Genomic DNA, 26,516 nt, shown 5'->3' on the forward strand with positions numbered 1-26,516 from the left:
CTTATAATTCGTTCATGAGAGAAGAAAAAGCCCCGCTTGCCGCGTTCGGTTTCTTGGCCGTACTCGGGCTATTCTCGCTTGCCCAAGACCGCGCGGTCTTGGAGCGGGCAGCGAAGGAAGTCGATATTGCGCTTTCGGGCGATTCCCTGGGCCATATCGTTGGAACGGTCTCGAAGGACCTCGGCCGCACCGGGCTTGCGGGCGAGACCGTGACTCTGTCCGGGAACGGCTGGACCCGCACCGCCGTGACGGGCGAGAACGGCTTCTTCGCGGTCGAGACGCCGCTCAATGCCAGGGGCCGCCTTACGGCCGCGGTCCGGGATCATCGAGCTTCGATTGATGTCTCCGACATCCCGCTCCGCCTCACCGCTCGTCCCAAATCCACCCGCCTTTCCCTGGAAGGGCCATGGCGGATTCTCCTTGATCCGCCCGCCGATTGGCGGACCGCGACGGGATGGCGGCCCCTCAACGTGCCCTCGAATTGGGAAATGAAGGGCCTCCGGGCCAAGAGCGAAACGGCGGTGATGCGCAAGGACTTCACGGTTCCCGCGGACTGGCGCGGCAAGCGGATCAAGCTTCGGGCCGACGGCATCTACAGCCGGTGCGAAGCCTGGCTCAACGGCGTCCGGGTCGGAAGCCACGACGGCGGCGCGACCCCCGTGGAGCTGGATTTGACCGAGGCCGCCCGGTTCGGCGGCGATAACACCCTCGACTTGTTTATCAAGGGCCGTTCGCCCGCCGCGCTCATCGACAACATGAGCGTTTACGCGTACTTCGAGCTGGCCGGGATCTGGCGGCCGATCGAGGTGTTCGCCGTCGAGCCGGCCCACGTCGCGCGCGTCCATTGGGCCGTGGATTATGACGGCGCTTATCGGACCGCGGCACTCACGATCAACGCTACGGTGGCCAACGCCCAGGGTCGTGCGGTCGGGGACGGGAAGCTGAGCCTGCGCTTGTCGGACCCGGCCGGCCGAGTCGTCAAGACCGAAACGCGGGCCGTTTCCCTTTCGCCTTGGGAGGAGAAGACGGTTCCGATCGTTTTATCGGTCGAGCATCCGGAGCCGTGGACTGCCGAACGCCCCCGCCTTTATGCCCTGGAAGTTGCCTGGAACGGCGCCGCGGTCGAATCGCCCGTCGGGTTCCGGGAGACGGAAGTCGCGGGCAAGCGCTTGACCCTCAACGGCAAGCCGGTCAAGCTCTTCGGCGTCTGCCTGCACAGCGCCGATCCGACCGCCGGGCGGGCCATATCATCGGCACTTGTCGAGAAGGACCTCGGCCTGATCAAGGGCTGCAACCTCAACGCCATCCGGACCTCGCATTACCCGCCGCACCCGCATACCCCCGAAGTCGCCGACCGGATCGGGCTCTACATCGAAGACGAGGGCCCGGCCTGCTGGGCCGACTCGGACGATCTTCGTGTCGTCCCGCTTTACCTCGGGATCTACGCCTCCTTTGTCGAGCGCGACCGCAACCATCCCTCCGTGGTCTATTGGTCGATGTGCAACGAAAGCCGCTACACCCGGATCTTCCAGATGACCAGGGATTACATCAAAAAGATCGATCCGACGCGGCCCTCCAGCGGCACCTACGCGCCTGCCGAAGACAAGGCGGATATGGCCGTCTACCATCATCCGACGAACCTGCATGAATTCATCCGCAAGATGGCCGATATCCCCAAGCCGGTCTTCATGGACGAGTGCCAGACCGTGTTCCACGGCTGGGGCGACCTGGCGACGAGCCTCGAGATCGACCCCGGGATGCACGACTACTGGGTGACGAACGTCCCCGAGGTCATCCGGGCCTCGTTCGAGACCGAGAACCAGGTCGGGACGATGATCTGGGCCTGGGCCGACGACGCCTTTCTCGTCCCCGGCCGCGGCATCGAGAACGGCCGCCGCGACGCCCCGCTCATCCGCTACGCGGAGTCTCTCTATAGCGGACCGGGGCACGGATACGTCGGCGACACCGTCTGGGGGATGGTGGACGCCTGGCGGCGGCCGCGGCCCGAATGGGAGCTGTCGCGGCAGGCCTATTCGCCCGTCCAGATTCCGACGGAGCCTCTCCCCCCCGGCCCCGTGCGGGTGCCCGTGTTCAATCAAAACGTCTTCGAAAACCTCTCCCTCTATGAATGCCGTTGGGCGGTGGCCGGAAAACAGGGGACGGTCCGGGCGGACGTGCCGCCGCAGTCCCGGGGGACGATCGCCCTTCCGGTCGAGGCCGGCCCGAATGACACGCTGGAGCTGCGGTTCTTCGATGAAGATCGGCTCTTGAACAGCTTTCGCCTGCCGTTCAGGCCGCGCCCGGTCGAAGCCTGGACGCTCGGGCGGCCGGCCGACATCGCCGAGGAAAAAGACCGCTACCTCTCGGGCGCGTCCGTCGTCTACCTGCGCGGCGACGCTTGTGAGCTGGCCTTCGAGCGCAAGAGCGGCGAACTGATGTGGGGCTTGGCCGCGGATACGCAGGTGCTGCTCAAAGGTCCCCGGCTCCACGTGCTGAAGAGCGAGGCGCCCGCGGGCGATGATCCGTCCGGGTGGAAGTTCACCGGCGAGACTCACGGCGCCGGCTCGATCCGCTGGAGCGGCCGCTTCGGCGACGATTGGATCGGCGGATACGATGTCCATATGGATCGGGACGGAAACGCCGAGTTCGGGTACGCCTTCACTTATAGCGGGCCGGACCTCTGGGTGCGCGAGCTTGGCCTGGAGTTCGATCTGCCGCTCTCCTTCGCCACGCTGGCCTGGGAGCGGCGGGCCGAATACACCGTCTATCCCGACGATTATATCGGCCGTCCGTCCGGCACGGCGTCGGCCCATCCGGCGGCCGCCCAGACGGTTCCCCCCGGAGAAAGACCCTTCGCGCTCGACGATCACGCCTGGGGCTCGAACGACTTCCGAAGCTCCAAGCGGGGGATCTATTGGGCCTCGCTCGCCGGCCCGGGCGGGGCCGTGAAAGTGGTCTCGGACGGGACGCAGACCGTGCGCTGTTCGCTTACGCCGCATGAAGCGGCGCTCAAAGTCCTGGATTATTACGGCGGCTCGGGAGGGCCCAAGGAGTGGTCCGTGCTCGGGTTTCAATATGGCGCGGGCCGCCTGATCAAGACAGGGGAGACGGTCAAAGGCGCGGTCCGGATGAAATTGAAAAGCTGAGGCCGAGCGGTCCCGCCCGCGGCAATCATTGACTCGGCCGGCGGCCGGGGCTATGATCATCTCACTCGGAAATAAAACATTCCCGTCCTTCCCATTCAAACAGCATGACCGAAAACGACCCTCGCGGCTGGCCCGAGCTTTTGGCGGGCTATCCCTGGTTCGAGGGCAAGGGACGATTCCCCCTGGCGGCCTATTCGGAATACATGCCGGGCCCGTTCCTGGGGCGCAAGCCGCTCGGGAGGATGGATCACGGCTTTTTCCCCGAGGCGGATCCTTGCGGCTGGCCGATCTCGGAGCTGGAGGAAGAGGTCGAGCTGAAGCCCGGAATCCGGCACATCGGTCATCAGATCATGAGCGGCCTGATCAACCTAGGGCAGGCGCGACCCGCTCCTTTCATCCACGGACACGGGGGCCAAAACCTGAAAGGCAATCCTTACTGGCCTCCGGAGCTGGCCGGCCGGGCGGGGACCCTGGCCCATGAACGGTATGTCGCCTTGCTGCCCCTGATGCTCTCGCGTACCCAGGATGATAAAGGCCGCCTCAGCTGGACCTTTTTTGGGAACAGCCTTCATGAGCCGGAGCGGACCTTCTGGAAAGGCTTTTTTACGGCACCCGGCAAACCAATCCCCGGCCGCGAAGGGTTGGCCTTCTTCCGCCGTCTGATCAACGCCGCCTATGGGGCGAAGATCGACGACGAAAAAGCCTTGTTCCGAGCCGGCTTCCGAATCCTTCCCGGAAAGGGCGATTTCCCGGGGCCGGGCTGGGCTCGACCTTTCCTGGTGAAGGACGCGGTTCCCTGGACCGGGATTCGCTACCTGCTGACGTTCAGGCCCTTCCGCTTTTTGCCCGCTCCCGTCAAAGACCTCTATTTAGCCGGCCGGATCGCCCTCCTTCCGTTCCCGGGCAGCCTCGTCTTCTGGGGGATGCCGAATTATCTGAAGCTTCAGAAGGCTTGGCCGATCGCCGGCCAGATTCCGTTGCTGACGATGGTGTCGCGCCGTCGGGGTCCGGGAGGCGTCCGGGTGGCCCAGTCGGGATGGCTTCACGAGCCCCATCCCAAAGGCCTGAAGCATGAACTGAACAAGGAGCTTGTTTTAAGCTCTTTCGGCCGGACCCATCGCTGGCAAAGAGTGCACCGCCATCAGGATGAGCTGAACACGCTTGTCCGGAACGTCAAAATCGCCAAAGCCCTGTTCAGCACCGAGGCCAAGGCCATGGGCTTGTACGACAAGCCTTTGGCCCGCAACTGCCAGCTTTGGAATCATCAATTTGAGCGGCTGCTCGACGGCCCGAAGGCGGACCGGGAGGCCATTCGGGCCGTGGAAAAGACCATGCTTAAGGGAGGGCTCTTCGGCTACCGCTTCTTCTATCCCCCGATGAGAGTCGGGGCCTACCAGGTTTACCTGCACCGCCCTCTAGTCGCGTTCCTCTCGGGTCCCTCCGGCGAGGTGGAGGTCCAAACGGACGGCCCGGGCGGCTATCTCGCCGCTTACCACGACGACGACGCGAAAATGTCCCAGCCCGTGGAGCTTTGGCCGAGAGTCCTGGACCGTCCTCTTCATCGATCCGCCCTTGCCGAATTCTCGGACGGACGGGACCAGTATGCCTACCAGACCGCCCGGAACATCCTGTCCCTTCTCGAGAGCCGGTCGATGCTGGGCGGGAGGCCTTTAGCCCGATCGTTCGCCCTGCGGCTGCTGGACGTCTCGCCGCGCCAAAGCCTCGAACCATGGCTGGAGGGGCTGGGCCGCCGCGGCCGGACCGCCGCCGCCGGACGGAGGATGAAGTCGGCTTTGAATAAAACCATCTCCTCCCGGCGGCCGCCGGATCCGGCCGGATCGCTCACTTTTGCCGAGACCGCGACCCGGGCTTTCGAGGAAGCCTGGTGGGACGATGTCCGCCTCCTGTCGCAGGGCCGCTTCGTGTACAAAGACAATGCGGACATCCCGAAGGATCGGGCGACCCGACGCGTCGTCGACCGGAAGAGCCGGGATTTGGAAAACTTGGGGGATTATCTTCTGGAGCGCCATCGGAAGGCGATCGCGGCTGCCGGATTGGCCGGAACGGCCCTGTGCGGGGAGCTGCCGTTCCCCTGGCGGACCGATTTTGATTATCCGATTTTCGGCGGATGGACGGGCAACCAGAAAGGCCGCCTCCACGAGCGCAATATCTTGGTCGTCATTCCCGGAAGGGACAGAAGCCAGGCGGTGGTTTTGGCCGATCACTACGACACGGCTTACATGGAGGATGTCTACGCGAAGGGCCGGGGCGGTTGTGGGCCGCGCTTGGCCGCCCGGGGAGCCGACGACAACTCCTCGGCGGGCGCGACCCTGCTGCAAGCCGCCCCGATCCTATTGAGGCTGTCGAAAGCGGGGAAGCTCAAGAGGGACGTCTGGCTGCTGCATTTGACGGGGGAGGAGTTTCCGGCTGATTGCATGGGGTCCCGGAATTTTTGCCGAACCCTGATCGAAAAGACGATCCGGCTGAAGACAGGCTGCGGCCGGGACGTCGACCTGTCCAAGGTCGAAGTCGTGGGCGCCTTCGTGATGGATATGATCGGCCATAATCGGGACGATGAGCGGGACGTCTTCCAAATCTCTCCGGGGACCGGCGCCGCTTCGCTTCGTCTGGCCCGGCAGGCCCACGAGGCGAATCGAATCTGGAACGCCCTCACCCTTCGTTGGAACAAGAGCCCGGCCCGGCGGAACTTGGGACGGGGTCGACGGATTTCGGGAAAGGGCGACCGGCCTATCCCGGCCAGGCATCTGGCCCTTCAAGGCCAGGTCCGAACCCCGCTCAATCCGCGCAACTCGCTCTTCAACACCGACGGCCAGATATTCTCCGATGTCGGCGTTCCGGTCGTGTTGTTGATGGAGAACTATGATATAAACCGCACCGGGTATCATGATTCCCGGGACACCATGGAAGGCATCGATCTCGACTACGGCTCCGCCTTGGCCGCCATCGCCATCGAGACGACGGCCCGGGTCGCCGGCCTGACGAGGCTTAAATAACCCAGGCGAGGGAAAAGGAATGGCCATGAACATCACGTTCCGGACAACGCCCGAGAAGGAAGACGTCGAACGGATCCGGCAGATCGTCGTCTCCACCAAGTTCTTTTACGATCACGAGGTGGAGGTTGCCGTCGAGCTGATCGAGGAGCGCCTGAATGAAGGGGAATCGACCGGCTATCATTTCGTGTTTGCCGAAGTCGACGGCGTGACCGCCGCCTACTCCTGTTACGGGCCGATCCCGATGACCAAATCGAGCTTCGACCTGTACTGGATCGTCACCCATGCCGATTACCGCGGCCAGGGCATCGGGAGGAGGCTGCTGGAGGAGACCTATCGTCATGCCCGGGCCCTGGGCTGCACCCTCATCATCGCCGAGACGTCCGGCCTCGAACACTACGCCCCGACCCGGGGTTTCTATGACAAAAACGATTTCACCCTGGAAGCCAGGCTTAGGGACTTTTACGACGAGGGCGACGACAAGTTCATCTATGTGAAAAGACTGGTATGAAAAGCCCAGGGGAAGCCGCTCCCGAGCGGCGGCCGAGAGGCGTTATCCTTGTCCCCCTCAGGAGGACAAAGGCGAAGGCTCCGGACCCGGACGAGCTGAGGAAGATCGACGCCTATTGGCGCGCGGCGAACTACCTCTCCGTGGGGCAGATCTATCTCTACGACAATCCGCTGCTGAAGACGCCGCTCACCCTGGCCCACGTCAAGCCGCGCCTGCTCGGCCATTGGGGGACGACGCCGGGGCTGAACTTTATCTATGTCCATCTGAACCGTGTCATCAGGCAAAACGATCTGAACGTCCTTTTCATCACCGGGCCGGGCCACGGCGGCCCCGGAATCGTGGCGAACGCCTACCTGGAGGGGACCTATAGCGAGGTCTATCCCGCCGTCGGGCCGAACGAGGCGGGGCTGAAGCGGCTGTTCAAGCAGTTCTCCTTCCCCGGAGGCATTCCCAGCCATGTGGCTCCGGAAACGCCCGGCTCGATCCACGAAGGCGGGGAGCTGGGCTACAGCCTGTCCCACGCGTTCGGGGCGGTCTTCGACAATCCCGACCTGCTGGCGGCGTGCGTCGTGGGCGACGGCGAAGCGGAGACGGGCCCGCTGGCCACCAGCTGGCACTCGAACAAATTTCTCAACCCGGTCCGCGACGGGGCCGTGCTGCCGATTCTGCACCTGAACGGCTACAAGATCGCCGGCCCCACCGTGTTGGCCCGTATTCCGCGCGGCGAGCTGGAAGCGCTCTTCCGGGGCTACGGGTATGCGCCGGTGTTCGTCGAAGGCCGCGACCCGGTCCGGATGCACCGCCTCATGGCCGCCGCGCTCGACGGGGCCGTGGCCGATATCCGGCGCATCCAGCGCCGCGCCCGGGCCCGCGGCTTCAAGAAACGGCCGCGCTGGCCCATGATCATCCTGCGCTCGCCGAAAGGGTGGACCGGCCCCAAGGTCGTGGACGGCCTGCCGACCGAAGGCACGTTCCGCTCGCATCAGGTGCCGATGGGCGACATGAAGCGCCCGGGCCACCTTCGGATTCTGGAGCGATGGCTGAAAAGCTACCGGCCCCGGGAGCTGTTCGACTCGACCGGTCGGCTGCGTCCCGAGTTGGCGGCGCTGGCCCCGAAAGGCGAGCGGCGCATGAGCGCCAATCCGCACGCCAACGGCGGCCTTCTGCTGCGCGACCTGCGCTTGCCGGATTTCCGCGACTATGCGGTGGCGGTGCCCCGGCCCGGCGCCGGAAGCGCCGAAGCGACGAGCGTGCAGGGCGGGTTCATCCGCGACGTGATCAGGCGAAATCCGGACAATTTTCGCGTCTTCTGTCCGGACGAGACGTCCTCGAACCGCTGGGGCGCCGTCTTCCAGGCGACGAACCGCTGTTCGACCGCCGAGATCGTCCCCGGCGACGATCATGTCGCCCCCGACGGACGGGTCCTGGAGATGCTGAGCGAGCATCAATGCGAAGGCTGGCTTGAAGGCTACCTGCTGACCGGCCGCCACGGCTTTTTCTCCTGTTACGAAGCCTTCATCCACATCGTGGATTCGATGTTTTCCCAGCACGCCAAGTGGCTCAAGGTGGCGAATCGCATCCCGTGGCGCCGGCCGATCGCGTCCCTGAACTACCTGCTCTCCTCGCACGTCTGGCGGCAGGACCACAACGGGTTCAGCCATCAGGATCCCGGCTTCATCGACCATGTCGTGAATAAAAAGGCCGAGATCATCCGTGTTTATCTGCCTCCCGACGCGAATACGCTGCTCTCGGTGACGGATCACTGCCTGCGCAGCCGCAACTATGTGAACGTGATCGTCGCCGGCAAGCAGATCGAGCCTCAGTGGCTCGATATGGACGCCGCCGTCAAGCATTGCGCGGCCGGAATCGGCGTTTGGACCTGGGCCGGCAGCCCCCGGGGCGGTGAACCGGATGTGGTCATGGCCTGCGCCGGAGACGTTCCGACGCTCGAAACCCTGGCCGCCGTCGAGCTGCTGCGGCGGGATTTCCCGCGGCTGAATGTCCGGGTCGTCAACGTGGTCGATTTGATGAAGCTCCAACCGCCGAGCGAGCACCCGCATGGTCTAAGCGACCGGGAATTCGATGCGCTTTTTACAGCCGATAAGCCGATTATCTTCGCCTATCACGGCTATCCGTCGCTCGTTCATCGGCTCGCCTATCGCCGCACGAATCATGGGAACCTGCACGTGCGCGGCTACAAGGAAGAGGGGACGACTTCGACGCCGTTCGATATGGTGGTGATGAACGATATGGACCGCTTTCATCTCGTCATCGACGTGATCGAGCGCGTGCCCGGCCTGGGCCCGCGGGCGGCTGTCGTCAAGCAGGAGCACCTCGCCAAGCTGGCCGAACACAAGCGGTATATCGCCCGGTATGGCCAGGATCTGCCGGAAATTAGGAATTGGGCGTGGACGGGCCGAGGCTCGCGCTCCTCAGGCTAATTGAAGCGAGAGCTTCGTCACCGAGGCGGCCGGGAAGCGATGCCCGATCGTCCGTCCGCCTCCGGGGAGCGCCGATTCCATGGGCTCGACGGCCCGCGGCGCCTCGAGAGTGTTGCGGCCGTGGATGTCGTCCGAACGCAAAACCCGAAGCCGGCCGGACTTGATGGTCGCGCCGCGGACCGCGATTTCGGCTTCGCGGGGTTCCCGAGCGTGGGCATTGACGACCGTCAGAATCAGCTCCTTGTCCTTCAACGATGCCGACCCGGCCAAGCCGGGCAGGCTCGCTTCGCGGCCGGCGCGAGCGCCCACCGCCGCCGCGGTGAAGATCGTGCGCAGGGATCGGCCGCCCTGATGGGCGGCGTACATCTCGAAAACGTGGAAATTGGGCGTCGCCGCGAACTTGTCGCCGCGGGCCAGGAAGAGCGAGTGGAGGTTGTTGACGAGCTGGGCCACGTTGGCCATGGCCACCTTGTCGGCGTGCCGGTTGAAGATGTCGAGGGTCAGGGCGGCGATCAGCGCGTCGCGCATCGTCGAGGTCTGCCCGAAGAGGTAGGTCGGGTCGACCTCGGTCCCGGCCCGGTGCCAGGCACCCCATTCGTCCACGACCAGCCGGACCTTGTGGGCGGGATCGATCTCGCCCATGGCCGCCCAGTTCTTCAGGATGATCGGCTCCATCCGAACGGCCTTCTCCAGCAGCTCGTACCAGTCGTCCTCGGTGAAGTCGACGGCCTGGCCCTTGCCGGCCGTGCCGCAGTAGTAGTGCATGCCCCAGCCGTAAAGAAGGCCGAGGAGGCCCTTGTCGCGCTCGGCCAGGCGGGCGAAGAAGCGGCGCGTCCAGTCGGCGTCGTCGCCGCTCGGGCCGGAGCCGATGAAGGAGAGCGGCAGGCCGTAATCGGGCACCCAGGCCGTGAAGCGGCGAAATTCCGCGGCGTATTCTTCGGGCGTGAAGTTGCCGCCGCAGCCCCAGGATTCATTGCCGACGCCCCAGTAGCGGACGCCGAAAGGCTCGGGATCGCCCGCCGCGGCTCGCTGGTCGGACAGGGTCGTTCGCCCGGCCGGGGCGTTGCAGTATTCGACCCATTCGTAAAAATCCCGGGAGGTTGCACTCCGCAGGTTCGCCGCCAGGTAGGGCTGGGCGCCGATCAGGCGGCAGAAGTGGGCGAACTCGTTCGTTCCGAAGCTGTTGGGCTCGTACTTTTGGGGGCCGTCGGGGGCGTTGCGCAAGCCCTTGTCGACGATCCAGAAATTGGTCCGGCGGGGGCGTTGGGCGCGCGGTCCGATGCCGTCGCGCCAGTTGTAGCTGTCGGCGAAACACCCCCCCGGCCAGCGGACCACGGGCGGCTTCAGCCGGCGCATATGGTCGACCAGCGACCGACGGATGCCGCCGATATTCGGGATCGGCGAATCCTCGCCCACCCAGATCCCGTCGTAAACCACGCCGCCGATGTGCTCGGTGAAGTGGCCGTAGATCTCCGGCGCGATCGTGCCGATCGGCTCGTCCGGCAGGATCTCGATGCGGGCTTCCGGCCCGGCGGAGGCGAGCCGAGGCCGGGCGGCGAGCAGCGCGGCACCGCCGGCGAGCGTGTTCAGGAGAAACGTCCGGCGCGGAATCGGGTTCATGGCAGCGCTCCTTGTCGGCTTACTTCTTCGGCGTCAGCAGGACGATGTTCCCCGAAGCTTCGTCGACCGTGAAAATGATCTTGTCCGCCGCCACGTCGATGAATCCGTTGCCCATCGGATAGTTCAGGTTGATCCGCTCCCCCGGCGAAGTGAAGACGGCTTGGGCTTCGCCCTGCGGCTTCTTGGACCGGGGATCGAGCTTTTGGGCGTAGAGCCGGCAGCGTCCGTCTCGCTCCGATAAAAAATAAACATACCCCCCGTTCGGGGACCATCGCGGATTGCTCACATAACGATCGCTGACGGCAACGGGGATGATACCCGAAGGGGACGCCGGCGCCGGGCCCACCGGGGTGATTGCGATCGAGACCCGCCCGTCGGGCAGGCCGGCGCGATAAACCGCCCAGCGATCGTCGGGTGACAGGCTTCCGTCACCGAAGAAGCCGTCCTGGAGGGCGAGGACGACGGATTGTTCGCCGGAGCTCAAGCGCCGCTTGACCAGATGCTTCGCGTCGGCTTGGACGAGGGCGAAGTCGGGATAGGAGAAGAAGTCCAGCAGCTTTCCGACGGCGCCGACGTCGCGGCCGGCGGCCGCCCCGGCCGGCACCACGAACGTGTGGAGTTTCCCAGCGAAGCTGTCCCGGTAGGCGAGGAGCGACCCGCCGGGGCTGAACCGGGGATAATGGTTGAAGGACATGCCTAAGGTCAGGCAAGGGAAGACCGTTTCCCGCCCGCTCGCGAAGTCCATCCGGCGGACCTCCAGCTTGGCCCCCTTCACGCCGCCGAAGGCGATGAAGGCGATCTGCTTCCCGTCCCGGCTGACGGCGGGAGAGTATTTCTGCATCAGGTCATGGGTGACCTTGCGCAGATCCGTCGAGACAACGCCCTGGTCGGATCGGGCGGAGACGCTCCAGGCGTCAATTCCGGCCGTGACGGCAGAGTAGGCGAGAAGGCCGTCTCCGGCCACGGTCACGCCGATCTTCATGCCGGGGCCGGAGGTCAGCGGCACGGCCGGCCCGGAGACGACCCGCGTTTTGGCGTCGATCGGCGCGCGGAAGATGTTGACGCCTTCGATCGTCGTGCCGCTGATGTAATAAACGCCCTCCTTCCGCCAGGCCTCGGGATAATGGACGAGGAGCTCCAGCCCCAGGTTGGCAACCGCCCCGGTCCTGATTGGAGCCCCGCCGTCGATCGGCAAAACCCACCAGTCGACCGAGGCGGGATCGTTGTCCCGTGCGCCGTGGACGAGCAGGGCGCTGCCGTCCGGGGCCCAGACCGTCCCCGCCCCCATCTGGGCGCGGGAGAACCTGAATTCCGGGTGGAAGGGCCGCGGCGTTCCGCCAGCGGCCGGGACCAGAAAGATGTCGAACAGCCCTGACTCCAGGGATCCCGGGACGGAGATGAACGAGATGAGCGATCCGTCGGGGGAAAAGCGGGGCACGGATCCACGGTCCGCGATCCGCCGGGCGACGCCCCCCAAGGCGTCGATGACGAAAATGCCTCCGCCGTCGCGCTCGGATCGGAAAGCGATCTTGGTCCCGTCGGGCGAGAAGCACGGATACCAATCGTTGGCCGGATCGTCGGTCAGGCGGAGCGGCTTGCCTCCCGAGATCTGCTGCATCCAAAGATCCATGGTCCCCGTGCCTTCCCGATCGGAGGTATAGACGACGAACTTGCCGTCCGGCGAGATCGTCGGGGTCATGGTCAGGCCGGTGTCGAAAGTCAGGCGTGTGGTCTCATATGCGATCGCCCGGACCGGCTTGAAGACGGCCAGGCGCAGGACGGCGGCCGCGGCGGCCAGAATGAGCACCAATCCGGCCAGCCGGACGGCCGACGGCCGCTTGCCGGCGCGGGCGGGGCGGACGGCGGCGGGGAGCTTGCCCGACTCGGAATCCTCCTTCAAATCCACCAGGGCGACCTTGAGGTCGGAGGCTGTCTGCCAGCGGCGGGCCGGGTCCTTGCGCAGGCATCGGGTCAGAATCCGCTCCGCGTCGGGAGGGAGGGTCTCGTTGACGGACGAGGCAGGACGCGGCTCCTCGTTCAGCACGGCGGCCAGGGTCTTGATCCGGCTGTCGCGCTGGAACGCCTTCTGCCCCGTCAGCATCTCGTAGAGGAGGACGCCGAAGGAGAAGATGTCCGAACGGGCGTCGATCGTCCCGCCCTCGGCCTGCTCGGGGGACATATAGGCGGCCGTGCCGACGATGAAGCCCTCCTCGGTGCGCGGCTTGTCGTCGGGGGTGAGGGTCATGGTCCGCCCCTGTTCGGCATCGGAAGCGGGCTCGGCCAGCTTGGCCAGACCGAAGTCGAGGATCTTGACCAGCCCTCCTGCGGCGACCATGACGTTGGTCGGCTTGAGATCTCGGTGTACGATCCCCGCGGCATGGGCCCGAGCCAGCCCGTCCGCTATCTGGACCGCGTAGCCGAGGGCCGGGCCGAGCTTCAGCCCGCGCCTGCCGATCAGGGTGTCGAGCGAGGCGCCGTCCACATATTCCATAACGATAAAGTCCTGGCCTTGGTCCGAGGCGATGTCGTGGATGACGACGATGTTCGGGTGGTGGAGGGCGGATGCGGCCTTGGCCTCGAGGACGAAGCGGCGCTTGCGCTCCGGGTCCGCCAGCTTGTCGGGGGGCAGGACTTTGATGGCCACCGGGCGGTCGAGGTGGGTGTCGATGGCCTTGTAGACGACTCCCATCCCGCCGCGGCCGATTTCCTCCACGATGCGATAATGCAACAGAGTCCGGCCGATCATGTTCCTCGTCCCCCTGGTCGGGATAGGCTTATCTTAATCCGCCCTTGGAGGATGTCAAGGCGACGGGTAAGACGATCCGCGAGGGCCGGCTTTTGGCCCGGTAGACGCTCTGCCGGGCCGCGACGTAGTCGGAGGCCTTGGCGGCGAATATGCTGTCGACGTAGGTCTGGGGATTGCGGTCATAGAGGGGGAACCAGGTGCTTTGGATCTGGACCATGATCCGGTGGCCTTTAAGGAACGTGTGGTCGGCCCAGCGTAAATCGACCGTGACGTCCTCGACCGCGTCGGGCTTGACGGGCTCGGGCTTGGCAAAGCTCTTGCGATAGCGGGCCCGCAGAATGTCCGAGGCGATCATCAGCTGGTAGCCCCCCATTCGGGGCTCGTCGGGCCAGATCTCGGGATAGACGTCGATCAGCTTGACGATCCAATCGGCGTCGCTGCCGGTCGTGGAGACGAAGAGCTTGGCCAGAATGGCCCCCGACACCGTCAGGTCCTCGGACAGAACCTCGGTCTCCCAGCTTAAAACGTCGGGCCGGCCCTGGACGAACCGCTGGTCCATGGTCAGCCAGATGCCCCAATCCGAGCCCGAGGGATGATAAGTTTCTTGAATGGGGCGAGGGCGGTAGGGGACCGGCCGGGCGGGGTCCGAGACGTATGTGTCGCGGGCGGCTGCGTCATCTCCGGTCGGCGGTTCGAAGGACAGCCGCCCTCCTTCGCGAAGATAAAGCGCTCGATCGGTGTAGCCTTGGCGGGGAGGCCATGTGTTGTAGGTCGTCCAGACGTTGCTGCCCGTCCGGAACGTCGTCGCTTCCGGCAGGGCCGCCGTCTCCCGGCCCTTGAGATGGCGGGCGAAGAACGGCGCCTGAATCTTTTCGCGATAATACGCTCCGGTCTCGCTGCCGAAGGCGATGCGGCCGAGCTTGTCGCCCGGGCCGAACGTCCAGCCGCCGTGGTTCCAGGGCCCGACGACGAGAGAGCTTAGGCCGTTGCGGTCGCTCTTTTCGGAGGCCAGATAGGTCGAGAGGGGTCCGTAGAAATCCTCCTGGTCCCACCAGCCGGCGACGGTCAGCGTCGGCACTTGGGGCGGCCCGACCAGCCGGTCAAGAGCTTTGCCCTGCCAGAAGGAGTCCCAGGCGGGATGGGCGAGGAAGTTATTCCAGGTGGGAATGAGGCCCTTGAAGCAGGCGGCGTTGACGTTGGCCAGCGGGCCAAGCGCCAGGTACCAGTCATAGGTGTCGTATCGATCGAATTTGAAGCGCGGTTCGCTCGCGGGCCACTCCATCCGGGCCGCGTATTCGAACCCGTAGGTCAGGCGGAAGGCGCCGTTGTGGAAGAAGTCGTCCCCCATCCACATGTCCCCGGCCGGGGCCTGCGGCGAGACGGCCTTCAAAGCCGGATGCGGCTCGAGGGCGGCCATGATCGCTGTCCAGCCGTCGTAGGAAACGCCGAAAACGCCGACCCGGCCGTTGTTGCCGGGGACGTTCTTAATCAGCCAGTCGATCGTGTCGTAGGTGTCGGTCGTCTCGTCCGTCGCCTTGGGATCGGAGCGGTCGATCCGCAGCGGCCGGATCATGACGAATTGGCCCTCGGACTTGTAGCGGCCCCGAATGTCCTGGAAGACGAAAATGTAGCCGTCGCGGGCGAGCTCCTGATAGACCCGCTGGATTGAAGCGGCGTTACGGCTACCAGCGTTGTAGGGCGTCCGGTCCATGAGAAGGGGGAGCGGGCCGGGGACGCCGACGGGGGTCCAGACCGCGGTGTAGAGCTTGACGCCGTCCCGCATCGGGATCATCGCCTCGGTCAGGGTGAATGGCGCGGTCGAGACGACCGCGGCAGCCGCCGGGGCCGGTTGCGCCTGCGCGGTCTGGTTTGCGGCCGCCGGGCCGGCCGACCACATGCCGAAGCCGAGGAGAATTCCGGCCGTGGCGATCACGGCCGGAACGAACCTGAGGAGGCGATGAGACATGAGATTTCTCCTTTCGACCTTTTACGGCGTCTCTTTCTATTCCGCCGCGCTCCGCAGAATCCGCACAGGCCCCAGAAGCCCCGACGGCAGCAGCGGCGAATCGGCGCGATAGAACGGCTGGGTCGTGTAGGTATATTTCTTAGTCGTGCCGGGCTGCGTGTCGCCGATCAGCCTGTTGACCCACAGATTCGTCACTTTGATCTTCAGCTCGTTCGGGCCCGGCTTGATCGCCTCCGTCACATCGACCCGGAACGGCGCTTTCCAGAGGACGCCCAGCGGCCGGCCGTTGATCGACACCTCGGCCAGGTTCTTCACGTTGCCGAGGTCGAGCCAAAGCCGAGCGCCGCGCTTCATCCAATCCGCCGGCGCCTGGATCGTCCTGGTGTAGGTGGCGGAGCCGGAGAAGTACTTGATGCCCGGATCGGCGCTCTCGCTCCATGACTTCAAGCCTTCGAGCATGACCCGGGCAGGTGCCCCGCGCTCGGCCTGGAAATCGACCGACCATGGCCCCTCCAGCGTACCGAGCGACATCTCGCTCGCCCCGGGCAGCGCCCGGGCCGAAGCGGCGGCCGGCTTCAGGAACACGACGAACACGGCGTCGTAAGGGTCGAGCCGCAGGGGGACGATGGTGCGCCCGTTGGCGATGAGATAGGACGCCGGCTCCATTTCGCCGGTATCCGGGTGCCAAAGCTCCGCCTCCTTGCCCTGAACACGGAAGCTCGTTTCCAGCGTTTCGGCGCGTTTGTTGCGGTTGTTGACCCAGAAAATTTCGCCGTCGGCCAGCTTGCGATGCACGAAGCGGAGGTTCGTGTCGGTCCGCGGCTTCGCATATTGGAAGTCGGGTTCGATTCCCCCTGCGGCCAGGACTTGGGCCAGCGTTCGCCCCGCGAAGATGCGGCCTTTGCCGAAGGCGTGTTCGCCGTCGCCAGATTCCCAGAGCTCGTCAGCGATGGCGCGAAATGCCGCCGGATCGTCGTTCAGGCTTGGGGCATCGACGGGCTTGGATCCCACGACGACGGCGCCCGCGCCGACCAGATCGCGGATCTTGCGCAGGACGGGCAGGGACATGTGCCGGCTGTTGGCGTCCAGTGCCAGTACGGCGTAGCTCATGCCGCTCGGCGTCGTGATCCGCCCGCCTTCCGCGGCCAGACGGTGCAGGATCGCGTCGGCGTTGACGAAATCGAAATCGTAGCCGGCCGGGATGTCCGGCGGCTTGGCCCCGAAGAGGGCCGTGATGTTGGAGTCCTCGCCATAGAAATAGAGAATGTCGGCGACGAACCGGCCCTGCTGAAGCAGATAGGAGCTGCGGGCCAGATAGCCGGTCCAGGGCTTGGCCAGCTCGGCCCAGGTCTCGTGGCGCGTGAACCACTGACCGAACGGACCGAGCGAAAGGCCGGGGATCTTGTCGGACACGGGCTGATGGACGGAGGTGTGGAGGACGAAGCGGTTCAGGCCCATGGCCAGCTCCGTGTCCGCGGTGGGCTTCAGGGTTTCGGGCGACCAGCTCCAGGCGCCCCGGTTGCCGCCGTAGGCCGTCAGGGATTCCGCGGCCACGAGGTTCTGGCCGTAGATATGAGCCACGGAGGCCGACTCGCGGATGTCTACTCCGTACCCGGGCGGCTCGTCGCCGGAGGACTCCGGCGTCCACAGCGCACTCATGGGGATCTCGGCGTTTTTCTTCACTTCCATGCCGTCGCCGATGAACGCGCGCCCGCCTTCGTGCGATTCGGTGTAGCGTCCCATCCCCATCTTGTGCAGGGAGGCCGAGATCTGGTCGTAGTGATATTCCGTCGTCAGGTCGCCGATCGTCTTGCGGAAGTCCCAGAGGAAGCGGTCGCTTGATTCCGCGCTTTCCACGACCCGGCCGGTCAGGACCGGCAGCCAGGGCCGCGGATCATAGCCGCGGCGTTTGGCGAATTCCGCGATCATATCATCGGTCCAGTTCTGGACGCCGGCTTCCCAGCTGTCTGTGATTATGTACTGCAAGCCGCGCTTGCCCATCAAAGGGCCCAGCGTCTCTTTATACAGGCCCAAATAGTGATTGAGATAGGCCTCGACGTGGCCGCGGTTGAGCTTGTCCACTTCCAATCCGGTGGCTTCGGGCGAAGCCGGGGAGTTGCGTGCGCCGGTCAACGAGTAGCCCAGCCGGAGCACCATCCAGCGGCCGGCCGGCGGCGTCCAGTCCAACCGGCCGTTCGGGCGCATTTTTGAGGTCAAATCGACGACGTCGGCTTTGCGCACGGCGTCCTGGACCGGCACGGGAAGCGTCGCCAGGGCGTAGAGATCGGAAGCCGCCGAAAAGCCCGCCTTGTCTTCGAACCGGTTCACTCGAGCCCCGGTATACAGGACGATTTCGGCGATCTTTGTCCCCGTTGCCGCCGCGGGGGCGCCGCCGCCGCCCGCCGGAGGCGCGGGTGTCTTGAACGTCAGGCGGAAGAACTTGGCCGTGACGGGGGGAAACGCAATCGTTCCGATGTCGGGAATCGGCTGGATCAACCGGAATTGCAGGCCGTCGTCGCTGCTTTCCACGACCTGATCGCCTTCGCTTCCGCGGCGCTGGAATTCCGCCGCGACGCTGAGGCCCCGAACGGCAAGAGGTTTTTCGAATTCGAACTGGATCCAGGCCTTCTGCTCGGCGGGAGCGGCCGGCAAGATGATCATTTTGGCCAGGTCGCCGTCGATGAGGGAGGCCAAGCTGAAGGAGCCGCCGCTGGAGGTCACCTTTGGCTGCAGCTCGGCCATCGGGATATCGCCGTCCGGAAGACGATAGGCGATCACGGCGCTGTCGCCGTAGTATTCGGGGTTTGGCGTCGATTTTCCTCCCCCGGATCCTTCCCGAGGCATGTTCTGGAACGGCCCCGTAGTCGATGGGGGTTTGGGCAGAAGACCCGAGAACGGCTTCCCACCCTCAAGACGGGTCTCGCTCCAGACCAGCTTCTTCATCGCCTGCGCCGGCGTCACCCACGGGCCTCCGGTCTCGCTCCAGCCGGGCGAGCCCGCGATGGCCATCTCCAGGCCCAGCTGATCGGCCAGAGTTGCCGCGAACTTAAACGCGTCCTTCCAATCCGGCGTCATGTAAACGAGGCGTTTGGCGACGACCTGGGGTGTGGCGAGCGCCGCGTCGAAGTTCTGGAAGCCGCCGATGCCGACGCGCTTCATCCATTCCAGGTCGGCTTTGATCCCGTCCTTGGTAATGTTGCCGTTCATCCAATGCCACCAGACGCGCGGCTTGGCGCTGTCCGGAGGGTTCTTGAAGCCCGGTGCGAGGGCGGCGCCGGGGTCCTGGGCTCCCGTGGCCCATGCGCCCAGAAGCGCTATGAGGCAGACGGCCCATACGATCCGGATTGTATTGTTTCTTGTTCTCATCGACGCGGCTCCTTTCGTCTCGGAATGAACTTGACCGGCTCCGTCTGATCCCGGGAGTGGCGCCGGCCAGGCGGGTCGGCCCTTGGGCGGGATTCAGAGGAGGTTCTTGAGGCATGATAGGGCCGAGCATGGAGCCGTGTCAATGAACCCGGAGGCCGGCTTTGACGTGTCGGCCGGAAATGGAATAATCTGAGCCTGATCTTGACGACGTTCCGTCCGAAGCTGCGACGAGGAGGACCTCGATGACCCCGAACAAGAGCCCGTTTTTCCGATTTCTGGCTTTGGCCATCGCCCTGACGGCTGCCGCCGCGCTCCTTCTCGCGGCCTGCGCTTCGCCGGCCAAGCCGCCGGAAGAGCCGGCCCAGGCATCGCAAGCCCCAGCCAAGTTCCATGCCGATGTGGATGGGCTGGCTCTGACTCCGCCCATGGGCTGGTACCCCTGGAACATCTTCGGCCAAGAGCCCCAAAACGAGAAGCTTATCCGGGAGATCGCCGACGCGCTTGTCTCGAGCGGGATGAAAGACGCCGGCTATGCCTATGTCGGCCCCGACGAGGGCATCTGCTTCTCGCGCGGTGCGGATGGTCGGCTCACGCCCAACCTCCAGCGCTATCCGAGCGGCCTGCGCGGCTTGGGCGATTCCATCCACGGCCTGGGGCTTAAATATGCCCTCTACACCGACGCCGGATCGAAGACCTGCAGCACGGCCATGCCGGGCACCAAGGGGAACGAGTTCGAGGACATGAAATCGTTCGCCGATTGGCGGGCCGATTACATCAAGATCGATTGGTGCAATTCCGAAGGCCAGGACATCGTCAAGACCTACTCGCTCCTCGGGCAGGCCCAACGCGCCGCGGGCCGCCCGGTCGTCCACAGCCTGTGCTCCTGGGGCGACGGGTATCCCTGGCAGTGGGCCGGCGCCATCGGCCATATGTGGCGGACGACCTCCGACATCTGCGCCCCGGCCGCGGCCGACTGGGCCCGGGCCCTGCGGATCGCTTTCGCCAACGAGAAGCTGGCGGACTACGCCGGCCCCGGCCGCTGGAACGACCCGGACATGATGATCGTCGGTATGCCCGGCTTGACCGACGCCCGGAACCGGACTTTGTTCAGCCTCTGGTGCATGATGGCCTCGCCGCTCATCGCCGGAAACGACTTGCGCGGCATGTCGGCCGCGACAATCGAGATCCTGACCAATCTGGAGGCGATCGCGGTCAATCAGGACCCGCTGGGCAAGCAGGGCCACGTGGTCTGGAACGACGGCAATTTCAGCCTCTGGGCTGGCAAGCCCCTGTTCGATGGCAGCCGGGCCGCGCTGCTGCTGTATCAGGGCAAGCACAAGGCCGAGAAGAAGATCCTTTGGGAGGAGATCGGGTTCGCGGCGAGCGACGCGCTCTACGTCCGGAACCTCTGGACGCACGAGACAAGCGGGCCATTGACCGGAGGAGTGACGGTCAGCGCCGGCCCCGACGAGGCTGCGTTCGTCAGAGTTTCAAAGACGAACGATTTTCCGATCCCCCCGATCATCGTGGCCGACACTTATCGGGTCGCGCTCCGGGCGCCCGGCCCTGATCCCCAAACCCTGACCGGGGCGATCACCGTGACGAACAAAGGGAGTGCGGACTTGTCAGCCTGGAGAATCGACCCGAAGTCGCTTCCTGCCTGGCTTTCGGTATCCGTCGAGGGAAGCGGCAAGCGCCAAAAGCTCGTCAATAAGGCGTCTACGGCGGGCTTGAAGAAAGGGGCCTATCACGCCCTCGTCCGGGCGGACAATATCGAGCCCGTATCAGGCAAGCCGATGTCGGCCCTTTATTACGACGTCGATCTGGAGGTCGCGGCCGACGTTCGTCGATAAGACGAACGCTTGGCGGGGATCCACGTCTACCTGTTGTCCGTCCAGTGTGAGAGGTTCCAGGCCGAGAAGGGGGCGTTGGCATAGGTTAAAATGCCGAACTTGCCCTTGCTGAAGGACGCGTCCTTGGCCGACAGGATTTTATCTTTGTCGAGATAGACGTCGATCTGGCCGCCGAAGGCTTTAATCCGAATCGTATACACTTGGCCCAGAACAAATCCCTCTTTCTTCTCGTCGAGGACGATCCTCTTCCCGGCGACGAATTTTTCGAGCCGGCGGAAGGGGCCGCCGTTGCCGGGGTCCTGGACGGTGATGAAGCGGTAATAGTTGTCCGCATCCTGGTAACGGATAATGGCGCCCCAGCCGTCGTTGTCGTCTGAACGGCAGTCGAAGCCCCAGCCGTAATCGCTCATCCCGCTCCCATAGCCGGCGATGATGTGGCTGCCCTGCCAGAATTCGTATTCCCGGTCGGTCCGGAAGATGTTCGTCAATTGTCGAACCGCCTGGACATTGTTTTTATCGTCAAGCTGGACCACCCAGTTCGAGGGCTCGCTGGGCGAGGGATCGTCGACGATGGTGTAGTCGAGGTTCCCGTAATGGATCGTCTTGGCCGGCGCTTGCGCTGTCAGCCCCGCTTGGAGCATCAAACAGGCCAGGAAAATCAACCCGCCGATCGCCGTTTTCTTCACGATGGCCTCCAGTCTTTTGCGCTTCTCGACCGCAATATAAAACCGCTCCCATAGCGGAGTCAAGGAGAAGTGATGGGCGCGAATGGCGGCTGGATTGAATCGCTTCAATCATGGATAATAACAGTTGAGGTCGCCGCTCGACCAAAGGAATGAGGATGTATCACTTTACGCTGGACGCTTTCCGCGGCTTCCGCTCGCGGCTCGACGACATCCACCTCGTCCACGAGGTGCTGGACGAGATCCCGCTCCGGCTGGGGCTGAAAGCCCTCATGCCGCCTTTCGTCCTGCCGTATTACAACGGGGTCATTCCCGAAGATTGCGGCATCAGCGCCTTCGTCTTCCTGGCCGGCGGCCACTTCACGATCCATACCTTCTCGTTCCGCCGGCCGAGCGGCGGACCCGCCACCTGGCCCTGCGGGGCGGCCGCGTCCGCGCCTTCCCGCGCTCCGGCATCGATCAGCAAAACGATTTCGGCCCCCACCTGATGCTGGATTTCGCGCGGCTAAGGACGATCCCGACCCTGGACTCGCTGGTCGAGCTCTTCGACCATCTGCCGCACAAGATCGGGATGACGCCGATCATGAGGCCGTACGCGGTCCGGACGGATGTCGCGGGGGAGAGTGTGGTCTCCATCATGACCATGATCGCCGAGAGCCATATCAGCCTGCACGTCTTTCCCAAGCAGAAGCGGGCCTACCTGGATCTCTTCTCCTGCACTTTCTTCGAGACGGACGGGGTCGTCGAGGAGCTCCGCAACAGCATCGACGGGAGCCTGGCGGCCATCCAGCTCGTTTCCCGCGGCCATCAGTACAAGAAGCTGCGGACCAATACGGACCAGAAGACGACCGAATCAAGAGCCTGGCTCGAGAACGTTTTCTCTCCCAAGCGCGCCGGTAAAGGAAAAAAGCGATAAGCTTCCGGGTCGCGGTCAACGCTTCTCTTTCAGCTTCGCGAGCTTCTCCGCCCCGGCGACGTTCTTGGGGTTCAGGGCGATCGATTTCTCGTAGTTCTTGATCGCCCCCGCAACATCGCCCTTGGCCGCCAGGCCCTCGGCCAGGCTGTCGTAGGCGTTCCAGGACTCCGGATAAAACTCGACGGCGAGTTCGAAGATCTTGACGGCAGGCGCATAGAGCTTCCGGGCCATGATCTGGTAGCCCATGGTATTCAGCCGCCCCTCTGCGATCGCCGCGTCCTTGGGATTCGCGGTGTGGACTTTCCGATAAAGATCGACGGCCTCGTCGAAGCGTCCCATCATGAGGCGCTCCAGGGGGACCGCTTCGCCGGTTGCGAGCCGCTCGACCTTGAAGTCCCCGCTCCCGCGCCGGATGGCGAGCCCTCCCGACGCATCGAAGGCATAGCGGACAGGCTGATCCCGGCGCACGAATTCGGTCGGCGAAACGGGCAGTAGATCGAAGGCCGGCGCGCCCGTCTCCTGTCCCGTCAGGGCGCTCCCGCTGACCTTGATGGTCAGGACATTGTCCGAATCCAGCCGGAAACGCCCCTCAAACGGTTTCAATTGATCTGCGCCGAGGGAAATGACTTCGACCGGCTCTGGAACGTAGCCCTTCCAGCCGTATTCCTGGGCGACGGCCCTCGTGATCTCGCCGATCAGCTCGCCCGCGCGGCCCTCCGAGTTCGTCATCACCACGACGCCGTTGCCGCCCTCCACACCGGCGACCAGGCTGCAGATGTAGCCGACGTCCTGCCCGCCGTGGCCGAAATACGCGCCGTTCTTCTCCAGGAAAAAGCCCAGGGCCATGTCCTGGTCCGCCGCGACCTTGATCCGGGGCGTCACCATGAGCCGGGCCGTCTCCCGGTTCAGGACTTTGTTGGACTTGCCCTGGATCGAGAGCTGCAGCTCGATGGCCGCTTTGGCCAGGTCGGTGGGTGTGGTCCAGAGCCCCGCGGCGGCCATCTCCGGATAAATAAATCGCTTGCCCTCAATGACCTTGCCGTCGGCGGTATGGCCGGAGGAGGCGAAAGGCAGCCGTTCGGGCGAGAACGACTGCTCATAGGAGCTGGAGGTCATGCCGATCGGGGCCAGGACCTTCTCCCGCAGGATTTCGGGGAAGGGCTTCTTTTCGACGTCGATCAGGGCCTGCTGCATGATCGTCACCCCGCCGCCCGAATAGCGCCACAGCTTGCCCGGCTCCAGATCCACCCGGATCGGCGCGGAATTGGCCGGGGGCTCGCCGTCGAGAATCTGCCGCAGAGTCGGAACGGGCTCCCCCGCGGCGTAGCCGCGGAAGCCATGCACGGTGGTCCCGGCGTTATGGCTCATGAGAAGGCGCGGCGTGGCCTTCTTCGTCTTGGTGAACGCGTTGTCCGGAAGCTTCCACGACCGCAGGGCGTCGTTGATGTCGGCGTCGAGCCGCAGCTTTCCTTCCTGGACCAGCCGCAGGGCGCCCATGGCCGCGATGGGCTTGCTGACCGAGCCCGCCACGAACAGGGTCTTCTCGGTCACCGGCTGCTTGGTCTCGGCGTCCATGACGCCGTAGCCCTTGGCCCAGGCGACCTTGTAATCCGAGATCACCGCGACGCCGACGCCGGGGATGGCGAGCGCCTTCATCCGCTCCAGGATGTTCCGGCCGGGTTCCCCCTTGATAGGGACGACCGAGCGGAGGCCGTTTTCGACCCGCTCGATGCGGGCCTGTGTCGCGTCCTGTGCGGCCCATCCCGCTCCGGTCGCGGCGACGATGAGTGCGAGCGCGGCTACGAGCGCGGTGCCGATAAGGCGGTGGGGTCTGCGATTCATGGCCGTTGCCTCCCGTTCACTTCTTCTTCAGCAGCTCTTTGACCGCCGCCTCGATCTGCTGATCGCGGCCGGCGGCCATGATATCCGGGTCGTTCTTGATCCGGATATCGGGCTCGAGCTGGTTGTTCTCACAGAGCTTGCCGTCGGGGGTCCGCCAGCCGCCCTGGGGGATGCCGAAGCGGATGGTGGGGTCGATCTGGTTTTCCCACCACACAAACGTCCCCGTGCCCGGCACGGGCATGCCCAGCGTTTGGCCGATGCCCCGGACCTTGTACTCGACGGGGAACAGGTGGGCGTCCGAGTAGTTGCATTCGCCCATTACGACGATCGAGGGCTTGATCCACTTGCCGTAGGGCTCGATGCCGACGAGCTGGCCGCGAGGGACGATGTCAAAGACTTTTTTCCCGTTTAGGAAGTCGGCCAATTGATCGTGCAGGCTGCCGCCGCCGTTGAATCGCGTGTCCACGATCAGGGCCTCCTTGTCGGGGCTCAAGCCGAGGACTTCCTCGATGACCGTCCGGTAGCTGGCGTCGTTCATGCTCTGGACGTGGACGTAGCCGATGCGGCCGCCGGACAGCTTGTCCACCTCGTCCCGGCGGGCCTTGACCCAGCGCCGGTAGAGCAGCCCGTTCTCCTCGCCCGTCGAGATCGGCTTGATCGACTCCTCCCAGCGCGCCTTCGTCGCGGGATCGTAGACCGACAGCAACGTCGGCTTGCCGGCCTTGCGGTTGAGGAGTTTGTAATGGTCGAACGAGCCGTCCAGGACCTGGCCGTCGATCTTCTCGATGACGTGGCCGGCCCGGATCTTGAGCGCGGCCTTGTCCAGCGGTCCGCCGCTCAGGATCTCCGCGACCCGCAGGCCGGGGCCGGAGAAATCGTAATCCATGTACAGGCCGAGGGCGGCCGTCGCATCCGATAGGGCCGTGCGAGCCCCCGAGTAATAGCAGCCGGTGTGGGAGACGTTCATCTCGCCCAGCATCTCGCTGACCATCTCGGCGTAGTCGTAGTTGTTGTTGATGTGCGGCAGGAACTTCCGGTAGATCGGGTAGTAGGCGTCCCAATCGGCGCCGTAGAGGTCCTCCACAAGAAGCTTCTGCTTCATCTGGCGCCACATGTGATCGAACATGTAGGCCTTCTCCGCAGTTTGATCGAGGACCATTTCGCCGCCGATCGCGACCGGCTCCGACTTGCCGCTTTCGGGGTCGATCTTCATGGCCCGCCCGTCGGCGACCACGAGGAGGAACTTGCCGTCGGCCGACATCTCCAGGCCCGCCTGGTTCGCTCCCAGCTTGGCGAAGAGCTTGGTGTCCCGTGTCCGCAGCTCGGTCATCCACAGGTCATAGCCCTTCTCGAAGCGGGCCAGGTAGAAGAGCTTCTCGCCGTTCTTGGACAGGGCCTGGTCGGCGATGTCGGCGGAGTGGATGGTGAAGCGGATCTTGCGCCGCTCGATGCCGTCGAGCTCGAAGACGAGATCCTTCTTGGCCTCGTCCGGCTTGATGGCCGGGGCCTTGGGGTCCTTGACCTTGTCCTTGTCTTCCTTGGCCTTCTCCTCCTTGGCCTTGTCGTCCTGCTCCTTCCAGAGGGCGTAGTCCTCCTTGGACAGGCGGAACTTGTCGTAGGCGGCCCGGGTGAAGAACATTCCGTAGACGTCGTACTGGACGGCCGATTGGTCGGTGTTGACCGCGCCTTCGCGATCACAGTCATAGTACATCATCGTCCCGTCCATGCCCCAGCGCATGTTGGCGCTGTCGAAGCCGCTTTTCGTCAGGTTGATCACCTGGCCCTTGCCGTCGCTCGAGACCAGGCCGACCTGGGGGGTGAACAGCCGGACGAAGCCGAACTGGACGAGGAACCATTTGCCGTCGGGGCTCCACTTGTAGTTCTGGTCGCCGTCGGAATAGGAATAGTTGTGCACGGCCGGCAGGATCGTCCGGACCTCTTTGGAGGCCAAGTTGACGACCCTCAGGACGACGCGGTTTTCGAGGTAGGCGATCTCCTTGCCGTCGGGCGAGTATTCCGGCTGGAACTCCTCGGCCGCGGTGGCGACGACCGGCTCCTCCTTGAGGAGGGTCGAGGCGTAGAAATAGGGCTCTTCCTTGCGCACGATCGAAGTCGTGCAGATGTTCCAGTTGTTGTCCCGTTCCGCGGCGTAGACTAGCGACCGCCCGTCGGGACTGAAGCTGACGCTGCGCTCCTGCCCGGGCGTGTCGGTGATGCGTTTGGTGACGCCGCCTTCGATGCTGCCGACGAAGATTTCGCCGCGGAAGACGTAGGCGACTTCCTTGCCGTTGGGCGAGAGGCGCCCCTCGGTGATGCCGCCGCCGATGGGCACGGTGCGTTCCAGCACCTGGCGCCCGTCCGCGGCGATGCGGATGTCGACCTTCTTCGGCGCCGCCGCGCCGGCCTTGGTGTAGA

14 protein-coding genes are annotated in these 26,516 nt (G+C 64.7%); 7 read left to right on the forward strand and 7 right to left on the reverse strand.

All coding sequences use genetic code 11. The annotated features are described in order from the left end of the window. Positions 1-14: 14 nt before the first annotated feature. From NTZ26_11895 to NTZ26_11910, 4 genes are all read left to right on the forward strand, one after another. Entirely contained in the window at positions 15-3,146 is a 3,132-nt protein-coding gene (locus NTZ26_11895; protein ID MCX6561199.1) for a hypothetical protein, read from the forward strand. A 104-nt stretch (positions 3,147-3,250) separates the two neighbouring features. Continuing rightward, positions 3,251-6,160, forward strand: coding sequence for a M28 family peptidase (locus NTZ26_11900; GenBank protein MCX6561200.1), 2,910 nt, complete (start codon positions 3,251-3,253; stop codon positions 6,158-6,160). A gap of 25 nt (positions 6,161-6,185) precedes the next feature. Continuing rightward, positions 6,186-6,668: a GNAT family N-acetyltransferase gene (locus NTZ26_11905; GenBank protein ID MCX6561201.1), complete on the forward strand. Its 483-nt coding sequence runs from the start codon at positions 6,186-6,188 to the stop codon at positions 6,666-6,668. Continuing rightward, positions 6,665-9,109 (forward strand): phosphoketolase family protein, encoded by a 2,445-nt coding sequence (locus NTZ26_11910; protein MCX6561202.1) that lies wholly within the window; start codon positions 6,665-6,667, stop codon positions 9,107-9,109. The genes NTZ26_11905 and NTZ26_11910 overlap by 4 nt, the downstream gene beginning before the upstream one ends. On the opposite strand, the gene NTZ26_11915 is transcribed toward NTZ26_11910, so the two are convergent. The 4 genes from NTZ26_11915 to NTZ26_11930 are packed head-to-tail and all read right to left on the reverse strand — an operon-like array spanning position 9,101 to position 18,807. Next, entirely contained in the window at positions 9,101-10,729 is a 1,629-nt protein-coding gene (locus NTZ26_11915) for an alpha-L-arabinofuranosidase (GenBank protein ID MCX6561203.1), read from the reverse strand. The two genes, NTZ26_11910 and NTZ26_11915, sit on opposite strands and share 9 nt — an antisense overlap. Before the next feature lie 19 nt (positions 10,730-10,748). Continuing rightward, positions 10,749-13,475, reverse strand: coding sequence for a protein kinase (locus tag NTZ26_11920; GenBank protein MCX6561204.1), 2,727 nt, complete (start codon positions 13,473-13,475; stop codon positions 10,749-10,751). A gap of 28 nt (positions 13,476-13,503) precedes the next feature. Next, a complete protein-coding gene (locus tag NTZ26_11925) occupies positions 13,504-15,441 on the reverse strand; it encodes a CocE/NonD family hydrolase (GenBank protein ID MCX6561205.1) in 1,938 nt (645 codons plus the stop codon). A 36-nt stretch (positions 15,442-15,477) separates the two neighbouring features. Then, on the reverse strand, positions 15,478-18,807 hold the full coding sequence (locus tag NTZ26_11930) for a glycosyl hydrolase (GenBank protein MCX6561206.1): 3,330 nt from the start codon (positions 18,805-18,807) through the stop codon (positions 15,478-15,480). A gap of 242 nt (positions 18,808-19,049) precedes the next feature. Here NTZ26_11930 and NTZ26_11935 point away from each other — a divergent pair, with 242 nt between their 5' ends. Then, positions 19,050-20,660, forward strand: a complete 1,611-nt coding sequence (locus NTZ26_11935; GenBank protein MCX6561207.1) for a glycoside hydrolase family 27 protein — start codon at positions 19,050-19,052, stop codon at positions 20,658-20,660. Positions 20,661-20,686: 26 nt separating this feature from the next. Here the strand turns inward: NTZ26_11935 and NTZ26_11940 are convergent, their stop codons facing one another. After that, entirely contained in the window at positions 20,687-21,346 is a 660-nt protein-coding gene (locus tag NTZ26_11940; protein ID MCX6561208.1) for a hypothetical protein, read from the reverse strand. A 155-nt stretch (positions 21,347-21,501) separates the two neighbouring features. Here NTZ26_11940 and NTZ26_11945 point away from each other — a divergent pair, with 155 nt between their 5' ends. Further along, positions 21,502-21,831 carry a hypothetical protein gene (locus tag NTZ26_11945; protein MCX6561209.1) on the forward strand — a complete coding sequence of 110 codons (330 nt, stop codon included), beginning with the start codon at positions 21,502-21,504 and terminating at the stop codon, positions 21,829-21,831. Beyond that, positions 21,831-22,259: an S-adenosylmethionine decarboxylase gene (locus NTZ26_11950; protein MCX6561210.1), complete on the forward strand. Its 429-nt coding sequence runs from the start codon at positions 21,831-21,833 to the stop codon at positions 22,257-22,259. Before NTZ26_11945 ends, NTZ26_11950 begins: the two co-directional genes overlap by 1 nt. 15 nt (positions 22,260-22,274) lie before the next feature. Here NTZ26_11950 and NTZ26_11955 read toward each other — a convergent pair whose 3' ends face one another. Next, on the reverse strand, positions 22,275-24,101 hold the full coding sequence (locus NTZ26_11955) for a beta-lactamase family protein (GenBank protein ID MCX6561211.1): 1,827 nt from the start codon (positions 24,099-24,101) through the stop codon (positions 22,275-22,277). A 16-nt stretch (positions 24,102-24,117) separates the two neighbouring features. Then, positions 24,118-26,516: S41 family peptidase (locus NTZ26_11960; protein MCX6561212.1), on the reverse strand; the 2,399-nt coding region annotated here is incomplete at its 5' end.

The organism is Candidatus Aminicenantes bacterium (assembly GCA_026393855.1).
In the GTDB taxonomy this organism is placed as follows: Bacteria; Acidobacteriota; Aminicenantia; order Aminicenantales; family UBA4085; genus UBA4085.